General features: G+C 75.0%; 20 protein-coding genes. 8 read left to right on the top strand and 12 right to left on the bottom strand.

The features are described from left to right. Positions 1–80: 80 nt before the first annotated feature. On the bottom strand, positions 81–737 hold the full coding sequence (locus AMIR_RS24610; protein WP_015803668.1) for a TetR/AcrR family transcriptional regulator: 657 nt from the start codon (positions 735–737) through the stop codon (positions 81–83). Between the two features lie 60 nt (positions 738–797). Here AMIR_RS24610 and AMIR_RS24605 point away from each other — a divergent pair, with 60 nt between their 5' ends. Beyond that, positions 798–1,715: a DMT family transporter gene (locus tag AMIR_RS24605; RefSeq protein ID WP_015803667.1), complete on the top strand. Its 918-nt coding sequence runs from the start codon at positions 798–800 to the stop codon at positions 1,713–1,715. A gap of 3 nt (positions 1,716–1,718) precedes the next feature. On the opposite strand, the gene AMIR_RS24600 is transcribed toward AMIR_RS24605, so the two are convergent. From AMIR_RS24600 to AMIR_RS24590, 3 genes are all read right to left on the bottom strand, one after another. Continuing rightward, complete coding sequence (locus AMIR_RS24600; protein WP_015803666.1) at positions 1,719–2,657, bottom strand: M28 family metallopeptidase; 939 nt, start codon at positions 2,655–2,657, stop codon at positions 1,719–1,721. 204 nt (positions 2,658–2,861) lie between these two features. Further along, entirely contained in the window at positions 2,862–4,070 is a 1,209-nt protein-coding gene (locus AMIR_RS24595; protein WP_015803665.1) for a hypothetical protein, read from the bottom strand. Between the two features lie 84 nt (positions 4,071–4,154). Then, a complete protein-coding gene (locus AMIR_RS24590) occupies positions 4,155–4,928 on the bottom strand; it encodes a YhjD/YihY/BrkB family envelope integrity protein (RefSeq protein WP_049796963.1) in 774 nt (257 codons plus the stop codon). 1,134 nt (positions 4,929–6,062) lie between these two features. Here AMIR_RS24590 and AMIR_RS43090 point away from each other — a divergent pair. Further along, positions 6,063–6,797: a CDP-alcohol phosphatidyltransferase family protein gene (locus tag AMIR_RS43090; protein ID WP_015803663.1), complete on the top strand. Its 735-nt coding sequence runs from the start codon at positions 6,063–6,065 to the stop codon at positions 6,795–6,797. On the opposite strand, the gene AMIR_RS24580 is transcribed toward AMIR_RS43090, so the two are convergent. Together AMIR_RS24580 and AMIR_RS24575 are read right to left on the bottom strand one after the other, a co-directional pair. Continuing rightward, on the bottom strand, positions 6,741–7,898 hold the full coding sequence (locus AMIR_RS24580) for a glycosyltransferase family 2 protein (protein ID WP_015803662.1): 1,158 nt from the start codon (positions 7,896–7,898) through the stop codon (positions 6,741–6,743). The two genes, AMIR_RS43090 and AMIR_RS24580, sit on opposite strands and share 57 nt — an antisense overlap. Continuing rightward, on the bottom strand, positions 7,895–8,674 hold the full coding sequence (locus AMIR_RS24575; RefSeq protein WP_245554542.1) for a carotenoid biosynthesis protein: 780 nt from the start codon (positions 8,672–8,674) through the stop codon (positions 7,895–7,897). The genes AMIR_RS24580 and AMIR_RS24575 overlap by 4 nt, the downstream gene beginning before the upstream one ends. 211 nt (positions 8,675–8,885) lie before the next feature. Between AMIR_RS24575 and AMIR_RS24570 the strand changes: the two genes are divergently transcribed. After that, positions 8,886–10,475, top strand: a complete 1,590-nt coding sequence (locus tag AMIR_RS24570) for an FAD-dependent oxidoreductase (protein ID WP_049797181.1) — start codon at positions 8,886–8,888, stop codon at positions 10,473–10,475. 43 nt (positions 10,476–10,518) lie between these two features. Here the strand turns inward: AMIR_RS24570 and AMIR_RS24565 are convergent, their stop codons facing one another. Further along, the gene (locus AMIR_RS24565) at positions 10,519–11,409 is read right to left on the bottom strand and encodes a G1 family glutamic endopeptidase (protein ID WP_015803659.1); all 891 of its coding nucleotides are present in this window, start codon (positions 11,407–11,409) and stop codon (positions 10,519–10,521) included. Between the two features lie 220 nt (positions 11,410–11,629). On the opposite strand from AMIR_RS24565, the gene AMIR_RS24560 reads away from it, so the two are divergent. From AMIR_RS24560 to surE, 3 genes are all read left to right on the top strand, one after another. Continuing rightward, entirely contained in the window at positions 11,630–13,000 is a 1,371-nt protein-coding gene (locus AMIR_RS24560; RefSeq protein ID WP_015803658.1) for a BNR repeat-containing protein, read from the top strand. Between the two features lie 117 nt (positions 13,001–13,117). Further along, entirely contained in the window at positions 13,118–14,032 is a 915-nt protein-coding gene (locus tag AMIR_RS24555; protein ID WP_015803657.1) for a 1-phosphofructokinase family hexose kinase, read from the top strand. Then, complete coding sequence (gene surE / locus AMIR_RS24550) at positions 14,029–14,760, top strand: 5'/3'-nucleotidase SurE (RefSeq protein ID WP_015803656.1); 732 nt, start codon at positions 14,029–14,031, stop codon at positions 14,758–14,760. Before AMIR_RS24555 ends, surE begins: the two co-directional genes overlap by 4 nt. Before the next feature lie 87 nt (positions 14,761–14,847). Here surE and AMIR_RS24545 read toward each other — a convergent pair whose 3' ends face one another. The 3 genes from AMIR_RS24545 to AMIR_RS24535 form a co-directional block, all read right to left on the bottom strand. Then, positions 14,848–15,777, bottom strand: coding sequence for an SDR family NAD(P)-dependent oxidoreductase (locus AMIR_RS24545; protein WP_041838301.1), 930 nt, complete (start codon positions 15,775–15,777; stop codon positions 14,848–14,850). Positions 15,778–15,939: 162 nt separating this feature from the next. Beyond that, positions 15,940–16,335: a hypothetical protein gene (locus tag AMIR_RS24540; protein ID WP_015803654.1), complete on the bottom strand. Its 396-nt coding sequence runs from the start codon at positions 16,333–16,335 to the stop codon at positions 15,940–15,942. Between the two features lie 63 nt (positions 16,336–16,398). Next, positions 16,399–17,331 (bottom strand): LysR family transcriptional regulator, encoded by a 933-nt coding sequence (locus AMIR_RS24535; protein WP_015803653.1) that lies wholly within the window; start codon positions 17,329–17,331, stop codon positions 16,399–16,401. Positions 17,332–17,406: 75 nt separating this feature from the next. Between AMIR_RS24535 and AMIR_RS24530 the strand changes: the two genes are divergently transcribed. Continuing rightward, positions 17,407–18,243 (top strand): alpha/beta fold hydrolase, encoded by an 837-nt coding sequence (locus AMIR_RS24530; RefSeq protein WP_041836995.1) that lies wholly within the window; start codon positions 17,407–17,409, stop codon positions 18,241–18,243. Next, the gene (locus AMIR_RS24525; protein ID WP_015803651.1) at positions 18,240–19,676 is read left to right on the top strand and encodes an MFS transporter; all 1,437 of its coding nucleotides are present in this window, start codon (positions 18,240–18,242) and stop codon (positions 19,674–19,676) included. Before AMIR_RS24530 ends, AMIR_RS24525 begins: the two co-directional genes overlap by 4 nt. Positions 19,677–19,682: 6 nt before the next feature. Here the strand turns inward: AMIR_RS24525 and AMIR_RS24520 are convergent, their stop codons facing one another. Both AMIR_RS24520 and AMIR_RS43085 read right to left on the bottom strand, forming a co-directional pair. Beyond that, positions 19,683–21,275, bottom strand: coding sequence for a Na+/H+ antiporter (locus tag AMIR_RS24520; protein ID WP_015803650.1), 1,593 nt, complete (start codon positions 21,273–21,275; stop codon positions 19,683–19,685). A 300-nt stretch (positions 21,276–21,575) separates the two neighbouring features. Next, the gene (locus AMIR_RS43085; RefSeq protein WP_342626563.1) at positions 21,576–22,370 is read right to left on the bottom strand and encodes a transglycosylase SLT domain-containing protein; all 795 of its coding nucleotides are present in this window, start codon (positions 22,368–22,370) and stop codon (positions 21,576–21,578) included. Positions 22,371–22,562: the final 192 nt, after the last annotated feature.

Genomic DNA, 22,562 nt, shown 5'->3' with positions numbered 1-22,562 from the left:
GGTGACAATCATTGACCGAAAATGCGATCACGCGCTTCTGTGAATAACAGGAGGGGAAATCCGAAAAATGCGGAGATGTTTTACGCGGAACCCGCGCCGCGACTGGCCCCCATGGCGAGGCGGACCGCGCGCCTGCCCTCCGCCACCGCCTCCGGGTCCCCGCCCGCCGTCAGCGCGACCAGTGTCCCCTCGTAGACCAGGTGCAGGTGCGCCCCCAGTCCGGGGTCACCCGCGAGTGCGACGAACAGCGCCCGCATCCACGCCTTCTCCGCCCGCACCACGGGCACCGCCGGGTGGTCGCCGTCGCCGATCTCGGCGTACGCGCCCACGAACGCGCACCCGCGCGACCGCTCGCCCACCCACGTCTCCAGCGCGTCGAACACCCGCAGCACCCGAGCCCGCGCCGAACCGCCGCCCAGCGCGGCCAGCACGTGCTCGCGCCACCGGTGCGCCCGGTGCAGCAGGTACAGCGCGACGAGCGCGTCCTTGGAGCCGAACCGGTCGTACAGCGTCTTCTTCGTCGTCCCCGCGGTCTCCGCGATCAGGTCGACCCCGACCGCCCGCACGCCCCGGTCCTGGAACAGCCCGCTCGCCGCGTCCAGCAGCCGGACGCCCGCCGGGGTCAGCTCGGGCAGCGGCTCCAGCACGGGCCGCAGCGCGTCGGGCGTGCCCGCGCCCAGCCTGGTGATGGCCTCCAGCCCGGTGCCCGTCCCCGGTCCGGTGCTCGTCTCCCGCACGCCGCGCCTCCCCGAGTCGGTGCACTGCGAGTATACCGACCGGTATGGTTACCTCGTGGGATGAGCACCGACAACAGGCCCTGGCCGCGCGCCGCCGCGCTGGTCGTGGTGTGGAGCTCCGGTTTCGTCGGCGCGGAGCTGGGCGCCGCCCACGCGAGCCCGGACACCCTCCTGACCTGGCGCTTCCTGCTCACCGCCGGGCTGCTCGCACCGTGGGCGCTGCGGGCGCTCGCCTCCTTCGACCGCCGCGAGTGGGCGCGCCAGGCCGCGCTCGCCCTGCTGTGCCAGTGCCTCTACCTCGGCGGCGTCTTCCTCGCCGCGGCCCAGGGCGTCCCGGCGGGCACCTCGGCGCTGATCGCCGCCCTGCAACCCGCGCTCGTGCTCACCGCCGCCGTCCTGCTCGACGGCCGCCGCCCCCGCCCCGCGCACCTGCTCGGCCTGGCGCTCGGCACCACCGGCGTCGCGCTGACCGCGCTGGGCGACCTCGGCGCCGGGGTCGCGCTCGCGGCGCTCGCCCTCCCGCTGGCGGCGATGCTGTCCCTGACCGCCGGGACCCTGCTCCAGCAGCGCTGGGGCGGCGCCCAACCGCTCTCGCGCACCCTCGCCGCGCAGGCCCTGTTCGCCGCGCTCGCCACCACCGCGTGGACCGCCGCCACCGGCGACCTCACGCCCCCGGCGTCCACCGGGTTCTGGGTCGCGGTGGCCTGGTCGGTGGCCTCCGGCATCGGCAGCTACGCCCTCTACTACCTGGTCACCGCCCGCGACGGTGCGGCGCGCGCCAGCACCCTGCTCTACCTCACCCCGGCCACCACCGCGCTCTGGGCGCTCCCGATGTTCGGCCAGCCGATCCGCCCGGTCACCGTGCTCGGCCTGCTGATCAGCGGCGCGGCCGTGGTGCTGCTCGCGGCCCCGGACGAGGCCCGCCCCCGGAACCGGGGGAGGTTCCGGGGGCGGGTGGCGCGGCAGGGTGCGCCGTGAGCGTCAGGCGGCCAGGCCCCACAGCGCGAACGCGATCGCGTCCGCGTTGCGGTCCAGCGCCGTGGCGTTGATGTTCGCCGTGGTGTCGCAGGAGCGGTGGTAGCAGCGGTCGAACGCCACACCCGCCGTGCCGCCCCACTTCTGCGCCTGCGCCGAGGTCTTGGCGACCTCGGCGCCGGTGAACAGCCCGCCCACCGGGATGCCCGAGCGGGCGAACGCCGCGTGGTCGCTGCGCCCGCCCACCGAGGTCAGCTCGGTGGCCACCACGCCGCTGAACGCCGACTGCAGGAGCTGCTGGAGCGCGAGCGAGCCCGAGGGCTGCCCGCTGGCGCTGTACACGAAGTAGCCGGGGTTCGGCGAGCCGATCATGTCGAAGTTCAGGTACGCCTTGATGCGCGAGCGCTCGGCCGACGGCAGGTTGTTGACGTAGTAGGTCGAGCCGACCAGGCCCAGCTCCTCCGCGCCCCACCAGGCGAACCGGACGTGCTTGGTGGGCGCGAAGTTCGTGCGCGCCGCGGTCAGCGCGACCTCCAGCAGACCGGCCGAGCCGGAGCCGTTGTCGTTGATGCCGGGTCCGGCGGTGACGCTGTCCAGGTGACCGCCGAGCATGATCGTGTTGTTGACGTCGCCGCCCGGCCAGTCGGCGGTCAGGTTGTAGCCCACGGCGCCGTTCGAGGTGAACTGCTGCACGGCCGTGGTGTAGCCGGCCGCGTCGAGGCGGGACTTCAGGTGGTCGACCGAGGCCTTGTAGCCCGCGCGGCCGTGGGCGCGGTTGCCGCCGTTGGCGGTGGCGATGGACTGCAGGGTGCTCAGGTGCGACTGGACGTTCGAGAGCGAGATGTCGGGCGCCGCTAACGCGGTGGGGGACGCGACCGCCTGGGCGGGCACGAGCGCGACGGCGAGCAGGGTGGTCGCCGCGAGCGCGGTCTTCGTGAAGGGCACGGGCTCCTCCGCAGGGTTGGGGATGGCCGTGCCCCAGCGTGGTGGCTGCGCGTCGGTGGGCGCCAGCGACGTTCGTCGTGGCACGTTCGGGGCAGTGCGGCTGCACCGGATCTTCGTGGTGGGGGAGCGGGTTCTCCCGTGGTTCCTCCCGGTCGGCGTGGCGTTATTCCAACTATTCCTTCAGTGTTGGTCGAAGTTGACGCCTCAGAGCCTGCCGTCCGGCAGCACCCCGCTCTGGGCGGCGGCGACCTGCGCGTCGGTGAACGGCGGCGACAGCAGGTCCGAGCGCTGCGCCTGGCAGCGGAACAGGTCGGCGATGCAGTGCATCCGGTCGGCCAGGTCCGCCCAGTCGCGGGCGCCCGTGCCCACCAGGCTGTCCTCGGTCGGGTCCACCACGCGCAGCAGTGCCAGCAGCTCCGGGTCGGCCGGGTGCGCCAGCTCCGCCGGGAACCCGCCGCGCAGGTCCTCGCCCAGGCTCAGCGCCGTCCCGTCGGGCAGGGCCATGTGCATGAGCTGCGCGGTGACCACCCGGCGGGTCGCGGCGCGCGCGGCGTCGGCGAGGCGGGCGGTCGCGGCGCGCAGCGGTCCGCGCCTGCCGAGCAGCGCCGCGAGCGCCACCCGCAGCAGGCGGACCAGCCGGTTCCCCGGCAGCAGCGCTTCGAGCAACCGGCGCTCCAGCTCGGCCGCGCCCCCGGACGGGGCGTCCAGGGCGGCCGTGATCTCCGGTTGCAGGCGGGTCTGCTCGTGCAGGCCCACCTCGACGTTGGCCAGCAGCAGCGACTCGGCCCGCGCCTTCGGGTCGGTGGCGCGCATGGCCCGCAGGTAGTGGGTGAACGCCTGCCGCAGGTAGTACTGCCCCTCGGGCGGCTCACCGGGCCGCAGCGCCGCGCGGAAGGCGGCGATCCGCTGCTCGTCCGGCAGGTCCGACGGCGCGCCGAACTTCGCCAGGAACCGGGCGAACTCGTGGCCGATCTCGGCGAACACCTTGAGGTTGCCGCGCGCGGCGGCCTCGCTCGCCGCGTCCAACCGCGCGGCGGCCACGACGACCTCCCGCACCAGCCGCTCGGCGTCGTCCAGCGACCGGCGGGGGAACGCGACCCGCAACGCCACCGCGACCGCGCCGACGGCGGTCCTGGTCCGCGGGGTGGACAGCAGCCGCTCCAGCGCGCGCCGGGGGTCCTCCTGGCGGATGGTCTGCCCGACCTGCTTGGACGCCCACACGGCGAACGCGCACCAGTTGGGCGAGCCGCCGGTGAGCGCGGCGAGCGCGGTCGAGAGCCGGTGGTAGCAGTGGGTGATCAGGACGTTGCGCAGGACCGGGTCGGCCATGCCCGCGATCACCGCGACGTCGGACGTCGTGGGCGGCCGCGCCCCACTCCTCCGCTCACGCACCACGACCCGTTCTCGCTCCACAGCCCGACCTCCCCGTCCTCGTTGGTTCCTCTGGGGGGTCGTTCGCGGGGCGGGGGGCGTGACGGTGGATCGCTGGGAAGAGGGTCACCCGGTGGTGGGGGAGCGGAGGGAGCGGGCGCTGAGGAGGAGGCGGTAGCAGAGCAGCAGGACGATGTGGAGGAGGTAGAGCCAGAGCCCGAGGGCGCCGACGACGGCGGGGCCGCGGAGGCCGGCGAACGGGAACGCCCAGTCGACGGGGATGGCGAGGAACAGCACGAACCCGTGGAGGAATCCGGCGAGCACGGCGGCGGTCGAGATCGCGCCCGCGGCCGTGGTCCGGGCGTCCAGCGCGTTGGGCCCGGTGGTGATGAGCACGGGCAGCAGCACGACGGCGAGCAGCACCCAGACCAGGTGGAACGAGACGAGCACGCCTCGCGCGGCCGCCCACCCGCCGGTCTGGTAGTCGGGGGCTATCTGCGGCGCGAGGGCGAGGGCGAGCGCCAGCAGCAACGGCGAGGTGATCAGGGCGGGCAGAAACCCGAGCCGCCCCAACCACCCGGTCCTGCCGCTGGAGGGCAGTCCGGCGACCTGCACGAACCCGCGCCGGAGCCCTTCGCCGCACAGGCAGGCGGCGAGGAGCGCGGACAGCAGGGCGGGCCAGGAGGCGGTCAGGGCTGCGTGGCCCAGGGCGCGCAACGCGTCTCCGGCGGGTTGGGCGGCGGGCAACGCCTCGCCCAGCAGACCGAGGTTTTCGGTGACCAGCTCACCCCCGAACAACACCCCGACCCCACGCAGGGCGAGCAGCAGGGCGGGCACCACCCCCAACGCGGTGAAGAACGCGGTCCCGGCCCCCCACAGCGCGATGTCCCGCCCCCGCAAGGCCCGAAGGGCATGTCGAACAACGGCAACCCCAAACCCCAAAACCCCCCGAACCACATCCACCCAGCCCACCTACCCTCCACAGCCCGGACCACACCGCCTAACACCAGCGAGTGGTCACGTTCACGGGTCAGCCCGCACCGCTTGCCACACGCCGGCCACCTACCTGCACAAACCCGCCGCGCCATTCCCAAGCCCTCGCTATCAGCGGAGCCTCGGCCCTCACCGTTAGCGAACGGTCCACTCACCCTTGGTTGAACGGACCGTTCAACCACCCATCACCCCCACGGCCCCCATCACCCCCCACTGCCCGTGCTGCCCGTGCTGCTCTTCCCTACCGCCCGCACCACCCACACCGCTTTTGCCCACACTGCTCTTGCCCGCCGCCACCACCGCTGCCACCGCCACCGCCACCGCCGCTGCCGCTGCGGCTGCGGCTGCGGCTGCGGCTGCCTGCGACTCTTTCGCCCGATGTCAGTTGAACGGACCATTCATCTTTGGTTGAACGGACCGTTCAACTCCACCTCCGGTTGAACGGTCCGTTCAACTTGCCACTGGTCCTGGTTGCTGCTTCTGCTTGCGGCGTGTCGCGGCCTGCGGCGGTTGAGCGGTCCGTCTGCTCTCGGTTGAACGGTCCGTTCAACCGCTTGCTGGTCCTGATCGCCGCATCTATCTGCATCTCGGCTTGCTGGCGTCAGTTGAACGGTCCGTTCAACCTTCGTTGAACGGACCGTTCAACTGACTGATGGATCTGCTTGCCGTGCCTGCTTGCCGTGCCTCTTGCGATGTCTGCTTGCGGCTTCGCTTGGCTGGCGGGTGAACGGACCGTTCGTTTCCAGATGAACGGTCCGTTCAACTCCAGGTGAGTGGTCCGTTCGTCCTACCACGGGGGAGCGGTCGGTTCATTCCTGGGTGAGCGGTCCGTTCATCCCCCGGTGAGCGGTCCGTTCAACCGGTCGCTGGCCTTCGCGGCCGGGCTTGTCCGTGGGTGCTCCACCCTGCGGCGGTTGAACGGTCCGTTCACTCCCGGTTGAACGGTCCGTTCAACCGGCCGCCCAACGCGCCCCGCTCCCGCCCGACCATCCCGTCCTCCGCCGTTCTGCCCAACCCCCACCCGCCGAATAACGTTGCCCCGTGAACGCGTCCCCGCCGCCGAACCCCACCCCCACCCCGCCCCCGTCAACACCCCCACCCCCACCCCCACCAACGCCCCACCACCCCCCCACCCCCGTACAAGCCTGGTCCGAGGTCCACGCCCAAGACGTCTCCCACAGCCGCCTGGCCACCGCCTGGATCACCCTCGTCCACCGCCTAGCCCCCCACCTCGACCAAGTCCCCCCAGACCTCCTCTCCGCAGCAGGCGTCCTGACCACCGCCGCCGCCCTCCCCGCAGCGGCAGCCGGACACCACTGGCCCCTCCTCTCCCTCCTCCTCCTAATCACCGCCGCCCTCCTCGACGGCCTGGACGGCGCGGTGGCCATCCGCACCAACAAAGTCCGCCCCCTGGGCGCCGTAGTAGACGCAGTGGCCGACCGCCTCTCCGACCTCTGCCTCCTGGCCGTCCTGGTCCTCCTGGGCGCCCCGGAACGCCTGGCCACCGCAGTGGGCGCCGCCCTCTTCCTCCACGAGTACGCCCGAGCCCGTGCCCAAGGCGTGGGCCTCACCGGCGCAGCCGCCGTGACCATCGCCGAACGCCCCACCCGCGTCATCGTCGTGGCCGTCGCCTGCCTGGGCGCCGGGACCTGGCCCGAAGGCGCCCCCTGGTTCGGCTGGTCCTGGGGCGCCCTCTGCCTCTGGCTCTGGGCCGCGATCTCAGCGATCGGCGGCGCCCACCTCGCCATCGCGCTCACCCGCGCCCTCCGCCAGTAGCGGCCTGCCCTTCCACGTCAGCGTCCCCCGCGCCCGCCCCCGCACCGACCGCCCGATCAGCACCACCAGCGCCCCCACCGACACCGGGTGGGCGAGCGCGTCGGGCCACGCCCGCCCGCCGGTCCGCCGGGCCGCCACCACCCGCCCGGCCACCCCCGCCGCGAAACCGGCCAACCCCACCCGCGACCCCAGAACCGCCGCCACCGCGGGCAGCACGAACAACCACCCCAGCACCCCCGCCAGCGCCACCGACCCCGCGGACGACCCGCCCATCGCCCACAGCGACTTCCCGTACCCCTCCGCCAGCTCGCCCCACCCCCGGTACATCCGGCACTCGGCGATCCGGCTCCCGTCCACGACCACCCCGCGCCCCCCGGACCGCTTCACCGCCCGCACCAGCGCGATGTCGTCCAGCACCTCCCCGCCCACCGCCGCGAACCCGCCGCACCGCGCCAACGCCCCCGCGTCCACCACCAGGAACTGCCCGCACGCCGCGCTCAACGACCCCCGCGCCGACCGCTCCGCGACCCGCAGCGGCAGGAACACCAGCCACGACCACTGGAGCAGCGGCTGCACCAACCGGGTCGCCACGTCGTCCGCCAGCTGCCGGGGGAACGGCGACACCAGGTCCAGCCCGGTCGTCCGCAGCAGGTCCACCGACGCGGCCACGGCGTCCGGGGCCAGCACCACGTCCGCGTCCACCAGCACCAGCACCCGCCCGCGCGCCGCCTCGGCCAGCTGCGCGCACGCGTTCGCCTTCCCCGGCGCCCCGAACACCGGCGGCGCGCCCGTCAGCACCCGCAGCCGCGCGTCCCCGCCCGCCGCCTCGCGCACCACGTCCGCCGTGCCGTCGGTCGACCCGTCGTCCAGCACCAGGACCTCCAGGTCCGGCACCCCGCGCTGCGCCAGCAGCGACCGGACCGTCGCCGCGATCCGGTGCGCCTCGTCACGCGCGGGCACCAGCACCGACACCGGCTCCGGGCACGGCGGCGGGTCCGCGCGGGGCGTGCGCAGCAGGCGCGCGTTCACCGCGGAGTGCACCGCCCCGAGCGCGGCCCCCGCGCTCGCCGCCGCCACCGCCGCCCGCAGCACCCGGCTCACCGGCGCCCCCGCCACAGCGCGCGGGCGAACGGCACCGCCACCAGGCCCATCAGCACCCCGCCGACCAGCGACACCCACGGCCTGCCGAAGAACGCCGCGTGCGCCCACACCGACGACCCGTACGTCCACAGGTACAGCACCGGCGCGGGCCCGAGGACCAGGTCGGTCTCGCGCTCCGCGCGCGGCCCGAGCAGCCGGTGCAGCGCGCCGGTGATCAGCAGCGACACCAGCAGCCACCCGGCGAAGTTCGTCAGCGGGATGCCCTCCACGCCCGGCAGCGCGGGCTCGGGGTCGGCCCACCGCCAGTGCCCGGCGTCGACCATCTGCGGGTCGAGGAACACGTCCCACGAGGCCAGCGCCCACGCGGCCAGCGGCACCACCGCCCAGCCCGCGGCGCCGCCCCACCGCACCCGCTCCGCGAGCGCCCGCCCGACCAGCACCGACGGCCAGGCCATCATCACCCACGCCATCGGCACCACCACCGGCACGTCCAGCACCTCCAGGCCGAGCGTCCCGGTGTACCCGTAGTCCCCGAACGGCGCCCCGGTGCGCAGCCCGACCGCCTCGGCGACCAGCCCGCCACCACCCGCGACCACCGCCAACAGCCCCGCCGCGCGCGCCCCGAACCGGGACGCCGCGTCCAGCAGCGACGCGGCGCAGAACAGCGCCACCGACGTGATCGTCAGCGTCAACCGGTCGGCCGGGTCGGTGACCGCGTAGAGGATCTGGGCCAGCACGACGCCCGAGCCGCACAGCCAGGCCGCCAGGGGGAGCACGCGCGCGGAAGATCGGGAGAGCAGCGAGGATGGCACAAAAGGGACCCTAAAAGCGGTACCCCGATCGCGCTTGACGAGCGTGCCCGGTGTTCGCCGCGCGTGGCGTGGGCCACCAGGGGAGCCCCGCGCAGCGCCCGCGAAACCCTTGCCGCCCAAGAACCCCGCCCTGCTCAGCGAGCGGACCGGTGATCTCGGTGCCACGATCACCGGCATGGTCGTCAGCACCCCGAGGTCCTCCGTCTCACCGTCACCCGAGCACACCCCGTCACGGCCGGGTCGTGACCGCGAGGCGGTCCTGCTGCCCGCCCGGCCCGGTCGGGCCCGCGCCGAGGGCGACGGCCCGAAGGTCGCCGTGGTGGGTGGTGGCATCGCGGGCGTCGCGGCGGCGGTCGCGCTGGCCGAGCGGGGCGCGCGGGTGGTGCTGCACGAGGCGCGCGAGGACCTCGGCGGCAGGCTGCGCGGCTGGGAGAGCGGCAACGGCGAGGTGATGACCAGGGGTTTCCACGCGTTCTTCCGCCAGTACTACAACCTGCGCGCCCTGCTGCGCCGCGTCGACCCCGGCCTCGGCAGGCTGCGCCCGGTCGCCGACTACCCGCTCGTGCACGCCAACGGCGCCCGCGAGAGCTTCGAGGGCCTCCCGCTGACCCCGCCGTGGAACGTCGCCGGGTTCGTGCTGCGCAGCCCCGCGTTCGGCCTGCGCGACCTGGTCCGGATGAACGGCGCCGCCGCCTCCGCCCTGTTCGACGTGAGCGTGCCCGGCACGTACGCCGACCTGGACGGGGTCGACGCCGACGCGTTCCTGCGCCGCATCGGCTTCCCGGACGCCGCCAGGCACCTGGCGTTCGAGGTGTTCTCGCGCAGCTTCTTCGCGCACCCGTCGCGGCTGTCGGCGGCCGAGCTGGTGACGATGTTCCACATCTACTTCCTCGGCTCCAGCGAGGGCCTGCTGTTCGACGTCCCGGACGCGCCGTACCCGGAGACGCTGTGGGGGCCGCTGCGCCACCACCTGGAGGCGCTCGGCGCCGAGGTGCGCACCGGCAGCGCGGTGGAGCGGGTCGACCGGACCGGCTCGGGCCACCGGGTCGTGGCGGGCGGGGTCGCGGACGAGGTCGACGCCGTGGTGCTGGCGGCGGACGTGCGCGGCCTGCGCTCGGTGGTCGGCGCCTCGCCGGAGCTGGCCGACGCCGCCTGGCGCACCCGCGTGGGCTCGCTGCGCACGGCCCCGCCGTTCCTGGTGTCCCGCTACTGGCTCGACCGCCCGGCCCGCGTGGACCGGCCGCCGTTCCTGGGCACCAGCGGGTTCCGGCTGCTGGACAACATCAGCGTGCTGGACCTGTTCGAGGAGCCCGCGCGGGCGTGGCGGGAGCGGACCGGCGGGTCCGTGGTGGAGCTGCACGCGTACGCCGTCGACGAGGCCGAGGTGGCGACCGAGGCCGGTCGCGCGGAGGTGGCGGCGCGGCTGCTCGCCGAGGCCGAGGGCGTGTTCCCGGAGCTGGCTGGGGCGCGGGTCGAGCACGTGGAGCACGTGGTGGGGGAGGACTGCCCGCTGTTCGCGCCGGGGACCTTCGGCGACCGGCCGACCGTGACCACCACCGACCCGACCGTGGTGGTGGCGGGCGACCTGGTGCGGGTGGACCTGCCGGTCGCGCTGATGGAACGGGCGGCGACCAGCGGCTTCCTGGCCGCGAACGCCCTGCTGGAGCACTGGGGCGTGCAGGGGCACGACCTGTGGTCGGTGCCGAACCGGGGCCGCTCGCCGCTGCTGCGCAAGGCCGCCGCGCGGGCGCCGAAGGTGCGCTAGCGGACGCTCGGGGGCGGGTGGGCGGACCGCTCACCCGCCCCGCTCACCCCTTCCACACCTGACCGCTGAGCGCGCGCCGCGGCCGCCCGTACCCGCGCCAGCACACCCCGAACCCGTCCCCGAGCGGCCCGGTCTCCGCGAGCAGCTCGACCCCGTCCACCATGTCGTACCGCGTCGCCGCGCCCGCGAACCCGGACAGCGGCAGGTCGTTCACCGCCACGTCCAGGAACTCCACCGACCCGAAGTCCGTCAGCATCCCCGTGACGCCCCGGAACATCGGCGCCTCCACGATCACCTCCGCGCTGCCCAGCGGCGGCACGGGCGTGCCCGGCGGGTAGCTGTGCCGCCGCCGGTAGGCCCACCCGGCGGCGCGGCACTCCACGGAGATCGCGAACGTGCCGCCGAACAGGTGCGCCACGCCTGCCCGCAGCTCGTCGCCCGCGCGCACCGGGTGCGGGATCGGGGACGCGCCGACCCCGCCGGTCTCCAGCTCCCACCACAGCTGGTACTCGCGCTCGCCGCCCAGGTCGTTGACGTCCACCCCGACCTGCGCCAGGTGCCCGGCTCCGGGGTGCGCGCCGTCCAGGCCGACCCACACCGCGCACTGCGTGTAGTAGTCGCCGACGCCGGGCCGGGAGTGCGGGTGCGGCACGGTCCAGGTCGCGGAGACCGAGCGGAACGTGCCCGGCGCGCCCCTGAGCACGTACCCGGCCCAGTTCGTGGACGACCCGGCGTCGGTGCCGGGCAGCGCGGCCTCGGCCAGCGGGGGCGGCGGCGCCTCGACCCGCGGCGGCGCCTCGGGCGCGACCCGCGGCCCGCCCGGCGGCACGGCGGGGTCCTGCGCCCACCCCTCCGGTCCCACCTGCAGCGGGGGGTGCTCGAGCGGCTCCGCCGCTCCGGTCCTGCGCTCGGCCGCCTCGAACGGCGTGGGCATCGGTGCTCCTCCCGGCCTCGCGGTGGCCCGGCCGGCACCGCGCGGGCGCCGCCGACCGGTGTGCGGCGGTGATCAGGAACTCTAGCCGCGCGCGCACGCTTCCACCGGATGGCCGCGTCCGGCTGCCCCCGGAGCACCCCGGATGCGGCCATCCGGCCCGTACCCGATCCGCCCGCGTGGCGGCAGGATGGTGAAGTTGGCCTAGGACAAGGAAGTCCCGATGGGAAAACGCTTTCACACCCCGCTCGCCCTCGCGCCCGCCGCCCCGGCGGCGCCGGGTGCGGCGCTGCTGTCGGACACCGAGCTCGATCCCGCCGCCCTGTACTCGGTGACCTATGAGGGGCTGGTCAACACCAACTCGTTCCAGCAGGACGCGATCCTCACCGCGCACGGCCACCAGTACGCGGCCTGGTACACCTCCTCGCGCGAGGCGGTGGTCGCCCGCCGCGCGCTGGGCGGCCCGTGGCGCACCGCCGTCCTGCCGCACCGGCTCACCGCCGACGACTCGCACAACGCGATCTCCCTGGGCGTCTCGCGCGCGACCGGCGCGCTGCACGTGGCCATGGACTGCCACAACACCCGCCTGCACCACACCGAGTCCGTGCCGGGCCTGACCGCCCGGCCCGGCAACTACGAGTGGTCGGCGGGCCTGTTCGGCCCGGTCCGGCGCACCCTCGGCGGCCTGGAGCTGGGCCCGATGACCTACCCGGCGTTCCTGACCGCCCCGGACGGCGCGCTCCAGTTCTCCTACCGCACCGGCTGCTCCGGCGACGGCGCGCAGGAGCTGGCGGAGCTGCGCGACGGCCGGTGGCGGGCGCTGGGCGCGTGGACGTCGGCGACCGGCGAGTACACCGCCCCGAACGGCGTGGTGTCCGGGACCCGCAACGCCTACCTGCACGGCCTGACCTACGACCTGCGCGGGAGGCTGCACGCGGCGTTCACCTGGCGCGAGGGCGTCGTCGGCGTCGCGGGCGCGCCGGGAGGGCTGGCCAACCACGACACCGGGTACGCCTTCAGCGACGACCGGGGCCGCACCTGGCGCAACGCCGGGGGCGCGGTCGTCGGCACGACCGGCGGCGCGCCGATCGGCATCGCCTCGCCGGGCGTGCTGGTCGACCGGGTCGGGCCGGACCGGGGGCTGATGAACCAGGAGTCGCAGGCGGTCGACTCCTCCGGCGCGCCGCACGTGGTGATCAGCCACGTGCCGGAGCGGTTCACCGGCGGAGTCGAGGACTACCCGAGGCAGCGCGCCCAGCACGGGCGGGTGTTCCACCTGGTGCGGCGCGGTTCCGGGTGGGTCAAGCGGGAGGTGCCGGTGGTGCCGGGGCACACCCAGCGCACCAGGCTCGTCCTGGACCGGGCGGACAACGCGTACCTGCTGATGCCGCGCGGGCGGATCGTCTCCGCGTCGGCGGCGAGCGGGTGGGCGGACTGGACGCAGGTGCGCGACGGGCTGCCCGGCGCGTTCGGCGAGGTGTGCGTGGACGTCGGGCGGGTGCGGTCGGAGGGGGTGCTGTCGGTGCTGTACCAGCGGGAGTCGACGCGCGCGACGCCGTCGCCGATCCGGGTGGCGGACCTCCGGCTCGGGTGAGGCGCCCGCGTCGACCCTGAGCGCTCCCTGAAGGTCCGGCCCGCCCGCTCGCGGGTGTGCCGGACCTTGGGGAAAATCGCGCGTGTAGTACGTCCGTTTCGGGGTAAACCGCCCGATGTGACGGAACTCGTGGCGGTGTTCGCGCCTTCTCCCCAGCTGACCGTGACCGTGGAAGACCTGGACGGCGCCCCGGACATCCACCTGCACGCGGGTGGGCAGGGCGTGTGGCAGTCGAGGATGATCTCCTCGCTCGGGGCCGAGGTCGTGCTCATCGCGGCGCTCGGCGGGGAGACCGGCGAGGTGCTGCGCAACCTGGTGGGCGTGGAGCTGAAGGTGCTCGACGTGACGGCGCGCAACGGCGCGTACGTGCACGACCGGCGGGCGGGCGAGCGGGAGACGCTGGTCGAGATGCCCGCCGACCACCTCTCGCGGCACGAGCTGGACGACCTGTACGAGCTGGCCCTGGTGGAGTGCCTGCGGGCCGAGGTGGCGGTGCTCAGCGGCCCGAACGACGACGTCGTGCCGGACGAGGTGTACCGCAGGCTCACCGCCGACCTGCGCGGTCAGGGGCGGGACGTGGTGGTCGACCTGTCCGGAGGCAGGCTCGCGGCGGCGCTGGAGGGCGGGCCGACGGTGGTCAAGGTCAGCCACGACGAGCTCGTCGAGGACGGCCGGTCGAAGTCGGACGCCGAGGAGGACCTGGTGGCGGCGATGCGGGAGATCGCCGAGTGCGGCGCCCGCGCCGTCGTCGTCTCGCGCGCGTCCGAGCCCACGCTGGCGCTGATCGGCTCGAAGCTGTACGAGGTCACCGCACCAGGGTTGTCCACTGTGGACACCAAGGGCGGCGGCGACTCGATGACCGCGGGACTGGCCGCCGGGTTGGCGCTCGGCATCGACCTGGAGGAGGCTTTGAGGCTGGGCGCGGCGGCGGGCTCGCTGAACGTCACCCGGCACGGTCTGGGCACCGGTGGCGGGGAGGCGGTGCAGGAGCTCGCCGCGCGGGTGGACCTGCGAGTCGTGGAGGGCGAATGAGGGCACTGGTCACCAACGACGACGGCATCGACTCGCCGGGGTTGCTGGCGCTGGCGCGAGGTGCGCGGGAGCACGGCTGGGAGGTCGTGGTCGCCGCCCCGGAGCGGGAGGCCAGCGGCACCAGCGCGGGCCTGACGGCGGCGGGCGACCACCGGAGCATCCACGTGGAGCGGCGCGACCTGGACGGCTTCGAGGCCTACGCGGTCGCCGGGCACCCAGGGCTCATCGCGCTGGTGGCGTCGCGCGGCGGGTTCGGCGAGGTGCCGGACGTGGTGCTGTCCGGGGTCAACCGGGGCGCCAACACCGGGCGCGCGGTGCTGCACTCGGGGACGGTGGGCGCGGTGCTGACGGCGTCGGTGAACGACCTGCGCGGCATGGCGGTGTCGCTGGACGTGCCGCTGGAGGGCGAGGTCGAGTACCTGTGGGACTCGGCCGTGACGGTGGCGCGGGGGTTGTTCGACGTGCTCGCCGGCCTGCCGGATGGGGCGGTGCTGAACGTGAACGCCCCGAACGTCGCCGACCCCGGCGAGCCGGTGCGGGCGACGCTGGCGGAGTTCGGGTCGGTGCAGACGCGGGTGAAGCGGGCGGACGAGGGGACGATCGACGTGAACTCGGTCCTCGTGCCGGGCGACCTCCCGGAGGGCAGCGACGCGGCCCTGCTGGTGGCGGGCAGGGCCACGGTGACGCCGCTGCGGTCGGTGGGGGAGGACCTGGAGCTCAGGTGGTGAGGCCGGGCCCGTCCCGCGCCTGAGGGGTGTTGGCGCGGGGCGGGCCCGAGCCGGTCGGCGGCGGTTCCCGGCTTCCTGCCGGGACCGCTACCCCGCCGACCGCGTCAACCGCTCCACCCCGTCCCACAGCGCGCTCGGCCGCTGCGACCGCTCGTACGTCGACCGCAGGTAGTGCAGCGGCCGAACCTCCCGGTCGTGCCACAGCAACCCCGTGCTCCACCCCGGCTCCTTGGCCGCCGCCAGCCACACGATCGTGTCCGCCCCGCGCTCCGGCGAGCGCAACAGCGGCCTGGTCACCGCGTGGAACCGCGGCAGCGACGTCGCCACCCCGCCGGTGTTCGCCCAACCGGGGTGCGTCGAGTGCACCGCGACGCCGTCCAGCCGCTGCGACCACAGCCGCGCCAGCACCACCTGCATCCGCTTGGTGCGCGCGTACCCGGTCGTCGGCCGGTACTCCCCGCGCTCGTACTGCAGATCGTCCACGACCAGCGGCTGCGAGTACATCCCGCCCGACGCCACCCAGATCACCCGCGCGCCCACCGGCAGCCGGTCGCGCAGCAGGGACGTCAGCAGGTGCGGGCCGAGCACGTGGGTGGCCAGCATGACCTCGTTGCCCTCGGCCGTCTCGGTCCGCGCGGACGGCAGCACGCCCGCGTTGTGCACCAGCACGTCCACCCGCCCCAGGCCCGCCGCGAGGTCGCGCACCTCGGACAGCAGGCTCACGTCGCACCGGTCCACGGTCACGTCGGCCCCCGGCACGGCCCGCCTGATCAGCTCGCGCGCCCGCCCGCCGTCACCGCGCACCACCAGCCGCAGCGACGCCCCCAACCGCGCCAACCCCAACGCGGCGGCGAACCCGAGCCCGGCCTTGGCGCCGGTCACCACGACGACCCGCCCCGCCAGCGCCCCGGCGGGCGCGTCCGCGGGCCACCACGCCCGCCGGACCGCGCACCCCACGCGCGTGTACCCCAGCAGCGACCGGTCCAGCGCGGTGTCGACGAACCTCTGCCACGACATGCCCCGGATCATCCCGCCCCCAGCGCCCGCGCGCTCGACCAGCGCAGGGGAGAACCCCACCGGGAGCGGGAGCTCCACCAGCGGGGTTCGGGGGGAGAGCGCCGGGCGGGAGGGGCCCGGAAGATGATCGAGGGGGCGCGGTGGGCGCCCCCTGCGGTGTTGTCAGGCCGCCAGGCCCCGGCGGCCTCGGACGTGGGCGATGCGGGTCAGCGCGGTCGCCTCGGCGTCCACGCCCAGCGCCACCCTCCGGCGCAGGCGGGCCTCCACGAACTCGCCCAGCGGGGTGTCCGGGGCCTTGGCGAACGGCTTGCGGCGCAGGGACTGCACGTCCTGGCCTACCAGGTCCGCGCGTTCGGGGTCCACGGCGCCCAGCGCGCCGCGCAGCACCCGGTCCGCGCTGTGCCGGTGGGCGCGGTGCGCGGTGGCCTTGCGGCGTCGGACGCCGCGTCGTGACGCCTTGTCGTGCTGGCCGTAGGTGTTCCTGCCGTCCTTGGCGTAGCTCAACCGCTTCTTCTCCTGCGGCGTGCGCCTCGGCGGCCTGCTCGTCTTCCGGTCCATCACCCCTCCTGTGTCGATGGCGTCGAAACGTAGTCGCCGCCGCCACTCGGAGCACACCGAATTTCACCGGGCCCCCACCTCCGCCAACCGGGCCGCCACGCCGGGGCAGCGCTCGCGCACCACCGCCAGGAACGCCGCCAGCACCGGCGAGTCGTCCCCGGCCCGGAACGACAGCACCAGCTCCGGCAGCTCCACCACCGGCTCCACCGCGCAGAACCACACCCCCGCCCGCTCCGCCACCCGCATCCGCTCCGGACCCAGCCCCACACCGATGCCGCACGCCGCCATGCCGATGATCGTGTGCACGTCCCGCGCCTGGACCGCCCCCGCCAGCGCCTCCTCGCCGAGCAGCCCGCGCAACCACGCGCCCACCGCGGGCTCCTCCGACCCCGGCGACACGATCAACCGCTGACGCCGCAACTGCTCCAGCCCCACCGACGCCACCCCCGCCCACGGGTGCCCCGCCCCCACCACGGCCACCAGCGCGTCCCGCCCCACCACCACCGACACCAGGTCCCCGACCCCGCGCCCCCTCGGCCGCCCCAGCCCGAACACCACGTCCAGCTCTCCGGCGACCAGCTCGGCCACGCCCTGCGCGCTCGCCGTCTCCCGCAGCTCCAACCGCACGTCCGCGTGCCGCCGCCCGAACGGCCCCAGCACCCCCGGCAGCGGCTCCAGCAGCGCCGACGCCACGAACCCCAGCCGCAACCGCCCTGTCTCGCCCCGGTCCGCCCGCCCCGCGTCCACCGCCGCCGCCCCCAGCTCCGCCAGCGCCCGCCGGGCCCGCGCCAGGAACGCCTCGCCCGCCGCCGTCGGGAACACCCCGCGCGCCGTCCGGTCGAACAGGCGCGCGCCGACCTCCTTCTCCAGCAAGGCGATCTGGCGCGACAGCGGCGGCTGCGCCATGCCGAGAACCCGCGCCGCGCGGCCGAAGTGCTGCTGCTCGGCCAGCGCCAGCGCGTACCTCAGGTGCCGTGCCTCCACCAGAACCCCCATACCCCGCAGGTATCGCCGGACACCTGTTCAGACATGGCGCGGCACCGGGGCATTCCCGGCTGGTGGTCTTGGCCCGTGACCGAACCGACCACCTTCGTCCTCGTCCACGGCGCCTGGCACGGCGCGGCCCAGTGGGGCCCGACCCGCCGCGCGCTCGCCCGCCTCGGCGCGCACAGCACCGCCGTCGACCTGCCCGGCCACGGCTTCGGCGCGCCGCTGCCGTCCGGCTACCTGCTGCCCGGACAGCCGGGGCTGACCACCGAACCCTCAGCCGTGGCAGGGCTTTCCGCCGCCGACTCCGCCGACGCGGTGCTCGACGCGCTGGCCGCCGCGCGCCGCCACGGTCGGGTCGTGCTCGTCGCGCACAGCGCGGGCGGCGGACCGGCCTCCCTCGCCGTCGAACGCGCGCCCGCCCTGGTCGACCGCCTCGTCTACCTCACCGCGTTCGTCCCCGCCCGCCCCCGCTTCACCGACTACACCGCCACGCCCGAGAACGCCGCCGCGCTCTCCGGCGCCCTGCGCGTCGGCGACCCGGACGCGATCGGCGCGTTCCGCATCAACCCGTTGTCCGACAACAAGTCCTATGTGGACACGTTGCGCGAGGCGTTCTACGGCGAGCTGGACGAGCGCGAGTTCGGCGCCTGGCGGCTCGCGCTCACCCCGGACGAGCAGTTCGCGTCCCTGGAGTCCCCGGTCCCGGTCACCGCGCGGCGCTGGGGGAGCGTGCCCAGGGCGTTCCTGCGCTGCGCCGACGACCGCGCCCTCACCGCCGAGGCGCAGGACCTGATGATCCGCGAGGCCGACGAGGCGTTCCCCGAGCACCCGTTCGCCGTGCGCACCCTGCCCGGCGGGCACAGCCCGTTCGCCACCCGCCCCGAGGAGCTGGCCCGCCACCTGGTGGACCTGGCGTGAACCCGGAACGGCGGCGCCGGGCGCTGCTGCCGGTGGTGCTCTCGGCCACCTTCGCCCAGCTGCTGAACGTCACCCTCGTCCAGGTCGCCGCGCCCGTGCTGCGCGCCGACCTGGGCGCGGGTCCGGGCGCCGCGCACCTGGTGCTGGCAGCGTTCACCCTCGGCCACGCCTGCCCGCTCATCGCCTCCGCCAGGCTCGGCGACAGCTTCGGCCACCGCGCGCTGTTCGCCCTCGGCGCCGCCCTGTTCGCCCTGGCCACGGCGGCCTGCGCGGTCGCGCCGTCGACCGGGGCGCTGGTGGCGGCCCGGCTCCTGCAGGGCGCGGGCAGCGGGATCGTCGCGCCCCAGGTGTTCTCGCTCATCCGGACCGCGCTGCCCGCCCACCGGCACGGCCGCGCGCTGGCCGCGTTCGGCGCGGTCATCGGCACGGCCTCGGCGATCGGCCCGGTGCTGGGCGGCGCGCTGCTGGCCGCCGACCCGCTCGGCCTCGGCTGGCGCGCGCTGTTCCTGGCGCAGCTCCCGGTCGCGCTCGCCGCCCTCGCCGGTTCCGCCCTGCTGCCCGCGGCGGAGAAGGCCCGGGACGGCAAGGCCCGGACCGGCAAGGCCCGGACCGGCAAGGCCCGGACCGGCAAGGCCCAGACCGGCAGACCCCAAGCGCCGCAACGGGTCGACGCGCTCGGCGCCGCGCTGGTCGCCGCGTGCTGCGCCGCGCTCGTGCTGCCGCTGGCCGTCGGCCCGGACGCCGGGTGGCCGCCCTGGGCGTTCGCCTCGCTCGGCGCGGCCGTCGTCCTGGGCGCGGCTTTCCTGCTCTCCCAACGCCTCCGAGCCGACCCGCTGGTGCACCCGGAGGCACTGCGCCACCGCGCCACCCGCACCGGCGTGCTGGTCGTGCTGGTGTTCAACGCGGGCGTGCCCTCGCTGACCTACCTGGTGCTGCTGCACCTGCAGGAGCAGGGCCGGACCCCGCTGCAGGCCGCGCTGGTCAACACCCCGTACGCGCTCGCCGCCGTCCTCGGCAGCGCGCTCGCCCCCGCACTGGCCGAGCACCGCCGCACCACACCCGCGGCAGCCGCCGCGCTGGCCCTGGTCACCGCCGCCCTCACCGCGCTCCCGCTCGGCCCCGTGCCGCTCGCGCTGGGCGGAGCCGCGTTCGGGCTGTTCACCTCGACGGTGTTCGCGCTGGTGCTCTCCCGCGCCCCGGAACCGGCGGCGGCCTCCGTCGCGGGCCTGCTGCCCACCGCGCAGCAGCTCGGCGGCACGGTCGGCGTCGCGCTCGCCGGGACCGCCCACGCCGCAGGCGGTTTCCCGGCGGCCATGGCCTACGAGGCCCTGGTGTTCGCGCTCGCGGCGGCGGGCGCGTCCCGGCTGGTCACCGGAGGACCCGCCACCACGAAACCCGCCACCGCGAAGCCATCCACCGCCGACAGCAGCTGAAGGACCTCACTCCAGCTCCTCCTCCAGCGCCGCCGACAACCGCACCTCCTCCACGTCCAACCGGGTCTGCATCCGCAGCAGCACCAGGTCGTCCACCAGCCGCTCGTCCCGCAACCGCACCACCGCCGCCCGCTTGGGCTCCAGCAGCGCCAGGTGCAGCGCCGCGTAGTCGTCGCCCAGCAGCGGGTTCTCCACCGGAGCCCCGTCGACCCCCATGGCCTCCAACGACTCCAGCCGCCGCCGGATCTCCCCGCGCACCCGCTCCACCACGTCCCGCGGCGCGTCCAACCCCCGCGCCGCCTCGTCCAGCGCCGCCAGCCCGGCCTCGCTGGCGGTGCGCTCGGCCAGCAGCAGCTCGGCGGGCCGCGCCTCGTCCTCGCCCAGCCGCGCCCACCGCAGCACCAGCGGCAGGGTGAGGCCCTGGCCGAGCGTGGTCGCCACGATCACCCCGAACGTCACCACCACCAGCAGCTCCCGCTCCGGGAACGCCCCGCCGTCCTGCACGGTCAGCGGCACGGCCAGCGCCGCCGCCAGCGACACCCCGCCCCGGAAGCCCGCCCACGCCACCGGCAGCCGCTCCCGGAACCCCATCCGCCGGTCCCGCTGCGCGGGCCTGCGGTCCACCAGCCGCACCAGGTACGGCACGGTGTTGAAGAACAGCAGCCGCACCCCGATCACCGTCGCCGACACCAGCACGACCGCCAGCAGCGCCCGCCAGGTGTGCGCGTCCGCCACCGCGTCCCGCAGCTGCAGGCCGACCAGCACGAACAGCGCGCCGTTGAGCAGGAACGCGCCCAGCTGCCAGAAACCGCGCGACTGCAACCGGGTCCTGGCCGAGAACCAGCGCGGCCCGGTCTGGCTCACCAGCAGCCCGCACACCACGGTCGCCAGCACGCCCGACGCGTGGACCTCCTCCGCCAGCAGGAACGCCGTGAACGGGGTCAGCACGCTGATCCCGGCCTCCGGCAGCGGTTCCACGACCACCTTGCGCAGCCAGGTCACCAGCAGCCCGACCAGCAGGCCCACCACGACGCCGCCCGCGTACGACAGGCCGAAGTCGCCCAGCGCGGACGGCCAGGAGAACTCCTCCCGACCGCTGGCCACGGCCACCGCGATCGCGAACAGCACCAGCGCGGTGCCGTCGTTGACCAGGCTCTCGGCCCGCAGCAGGGTGAGCTGCCGGTGCGGCATCCGGCCCGCGACCGCGCCGACCGCGGTGGCGTCGGTGGGCGCGACCACCGCGCCGAGCACGAACGCCACCGGCCAGCTCAGGCCCAGCGCGTGCCCGACCGCCGCGACCGAGGCGGCGGTCACCAGCACCAGCACGACCGAGCTGAGCGCGATGCTGCGCAGGTTCGCCCTGATCTCGCGCAGCGAGGTGTTCAGCGCCTCCCAGTGCAGCAGCGCGGGCAGGAACAGCAGCAGCACCACCTCGGGCGGCAGCCGGATCGGCTCCAGCCAGGGGACCAGCGCGGCCAGCGCCCCGCCGACCAGCAGCACGATCGGCGGCGACAGGCGCAGGCGGCGGGCGAGCAGGTGCAGCGCGATCACGGCCGCGCCGACGGACACGAGCACGATCAGCGCGTGCGAGTCGCCCATGGGGTCTCCGCCTCCCGTCTTGGTGGACGGGAGGGAGTCGCCCGCAGGAGTGCGGTTCAAACCGGGCCGGTGCGGGGTACCCCTGATCCCAGCGGCGGTCGGCGCGGCTCGGGACAGCGTCGTTCCGGGGTCCACGTCGCCCGCTGCGGCCTCAACGCCCGATTCCGGTCGGGCGGGTGCCGTCGAGGCCCTCCGGGGCGCTCACGGCCCGCTCAGAGGTTCCGCGCGCACGCGTCCGCCCCTCCGCGGGTCCCGAACGGGACCGGGGGAGGGGCGGGGTCGCGGATCAGTGGCCGCGGATCAGTAGCCCTGGTAGCCGGTTCCGGCGTTGATGCCGACCAGGCCGGGGTGGTTGTGGAAGCCGCCGTAGCGGGCGTACACGTACCGGACGCCGGCGATGATGTTGTCCACCGGGCGGTAGATGTCGTCGTAGCCCGCGAGCTTGTACGCCTGGAACGTCGGGTCGATGACCTGCATCAGGCCCTTCGACGGGGTGCCGCGCACCGCGTTGGAGTCCCAGTTGTTGATGGCGTTGACGTTGCCGCCGGACTCCTTCTGGATCACCGTCCAGATCGCGCCCACGCTGCTGTTGTCGATCGAGGTGCCGTTGGCCTGGAGGACCTTGATGGCCTCCTTGATCCAGACCTCGACCTCGCGCTGCTTGGCGGGCTTGCGCGCCTCGGCCTCGCGCTCCTTGCGCTCCTGCTCGGCCTTGACCCGCGCCGCGTAGTCGTTCGCCGCCGCGTCGCTGATCTGGTTGACCGCCATGGCCGCCGTCATCTGCTCCTGCTGGAGCAGGCGCGAGGCCTCGCCGCCGACGTCCACCGAGTGGACGGTCCGCACCTCGGTGATCGCCTGCGCCGCGGGCGAGACCGCCTGGGCGTCCGGGTCGCCGAACCCGCCGAAGTTCATGGCGCCCGCGCTGGGGCTGAAGGTGCCGCCGGTGACCGCGTAGGCCGCGGCCCCGCCCGCTCCCGCGACCACGCCGACCGCCATCGCGACGGCGGACACCCGGTGGGCCAGCGGGGCCTTGTCGGACTCGGCGCGGTGCGCTCCGGGAACGACGCCGGGGGCGGTGACGACCACTGGGAACACCAGCGTGGTCGGTTCCCCCTGGGGTCTCCTGTGCCGAGCCAAAGAACTGCCTCCCGCGTTGAGCTTCGCACGTGACCGAACCGTGATCTGCGGCCGGAAACGTAACCGGGAGTACTACGAATGGGCAAGGTTCACTCCGAAATCGGTGACTTGTGTCACGTTTCGTGGGAACCGATGCAACTGTGTGTTGAT

The organism is Actinosynnema mirum DSM 43827 (assembly GCF_000023245.1).
Classification (GTDB): Bacteria; Actinomycetota; Actinomycetes; order Mycobacteriales; family Pseudonocardiaceae; genus Actinosynnema; species Actinosynnema mirum.
Note: the sequence above shows the minus strand (reverse complement) of the source record. Positions and strands in the feature narration are given on the sequence as shown.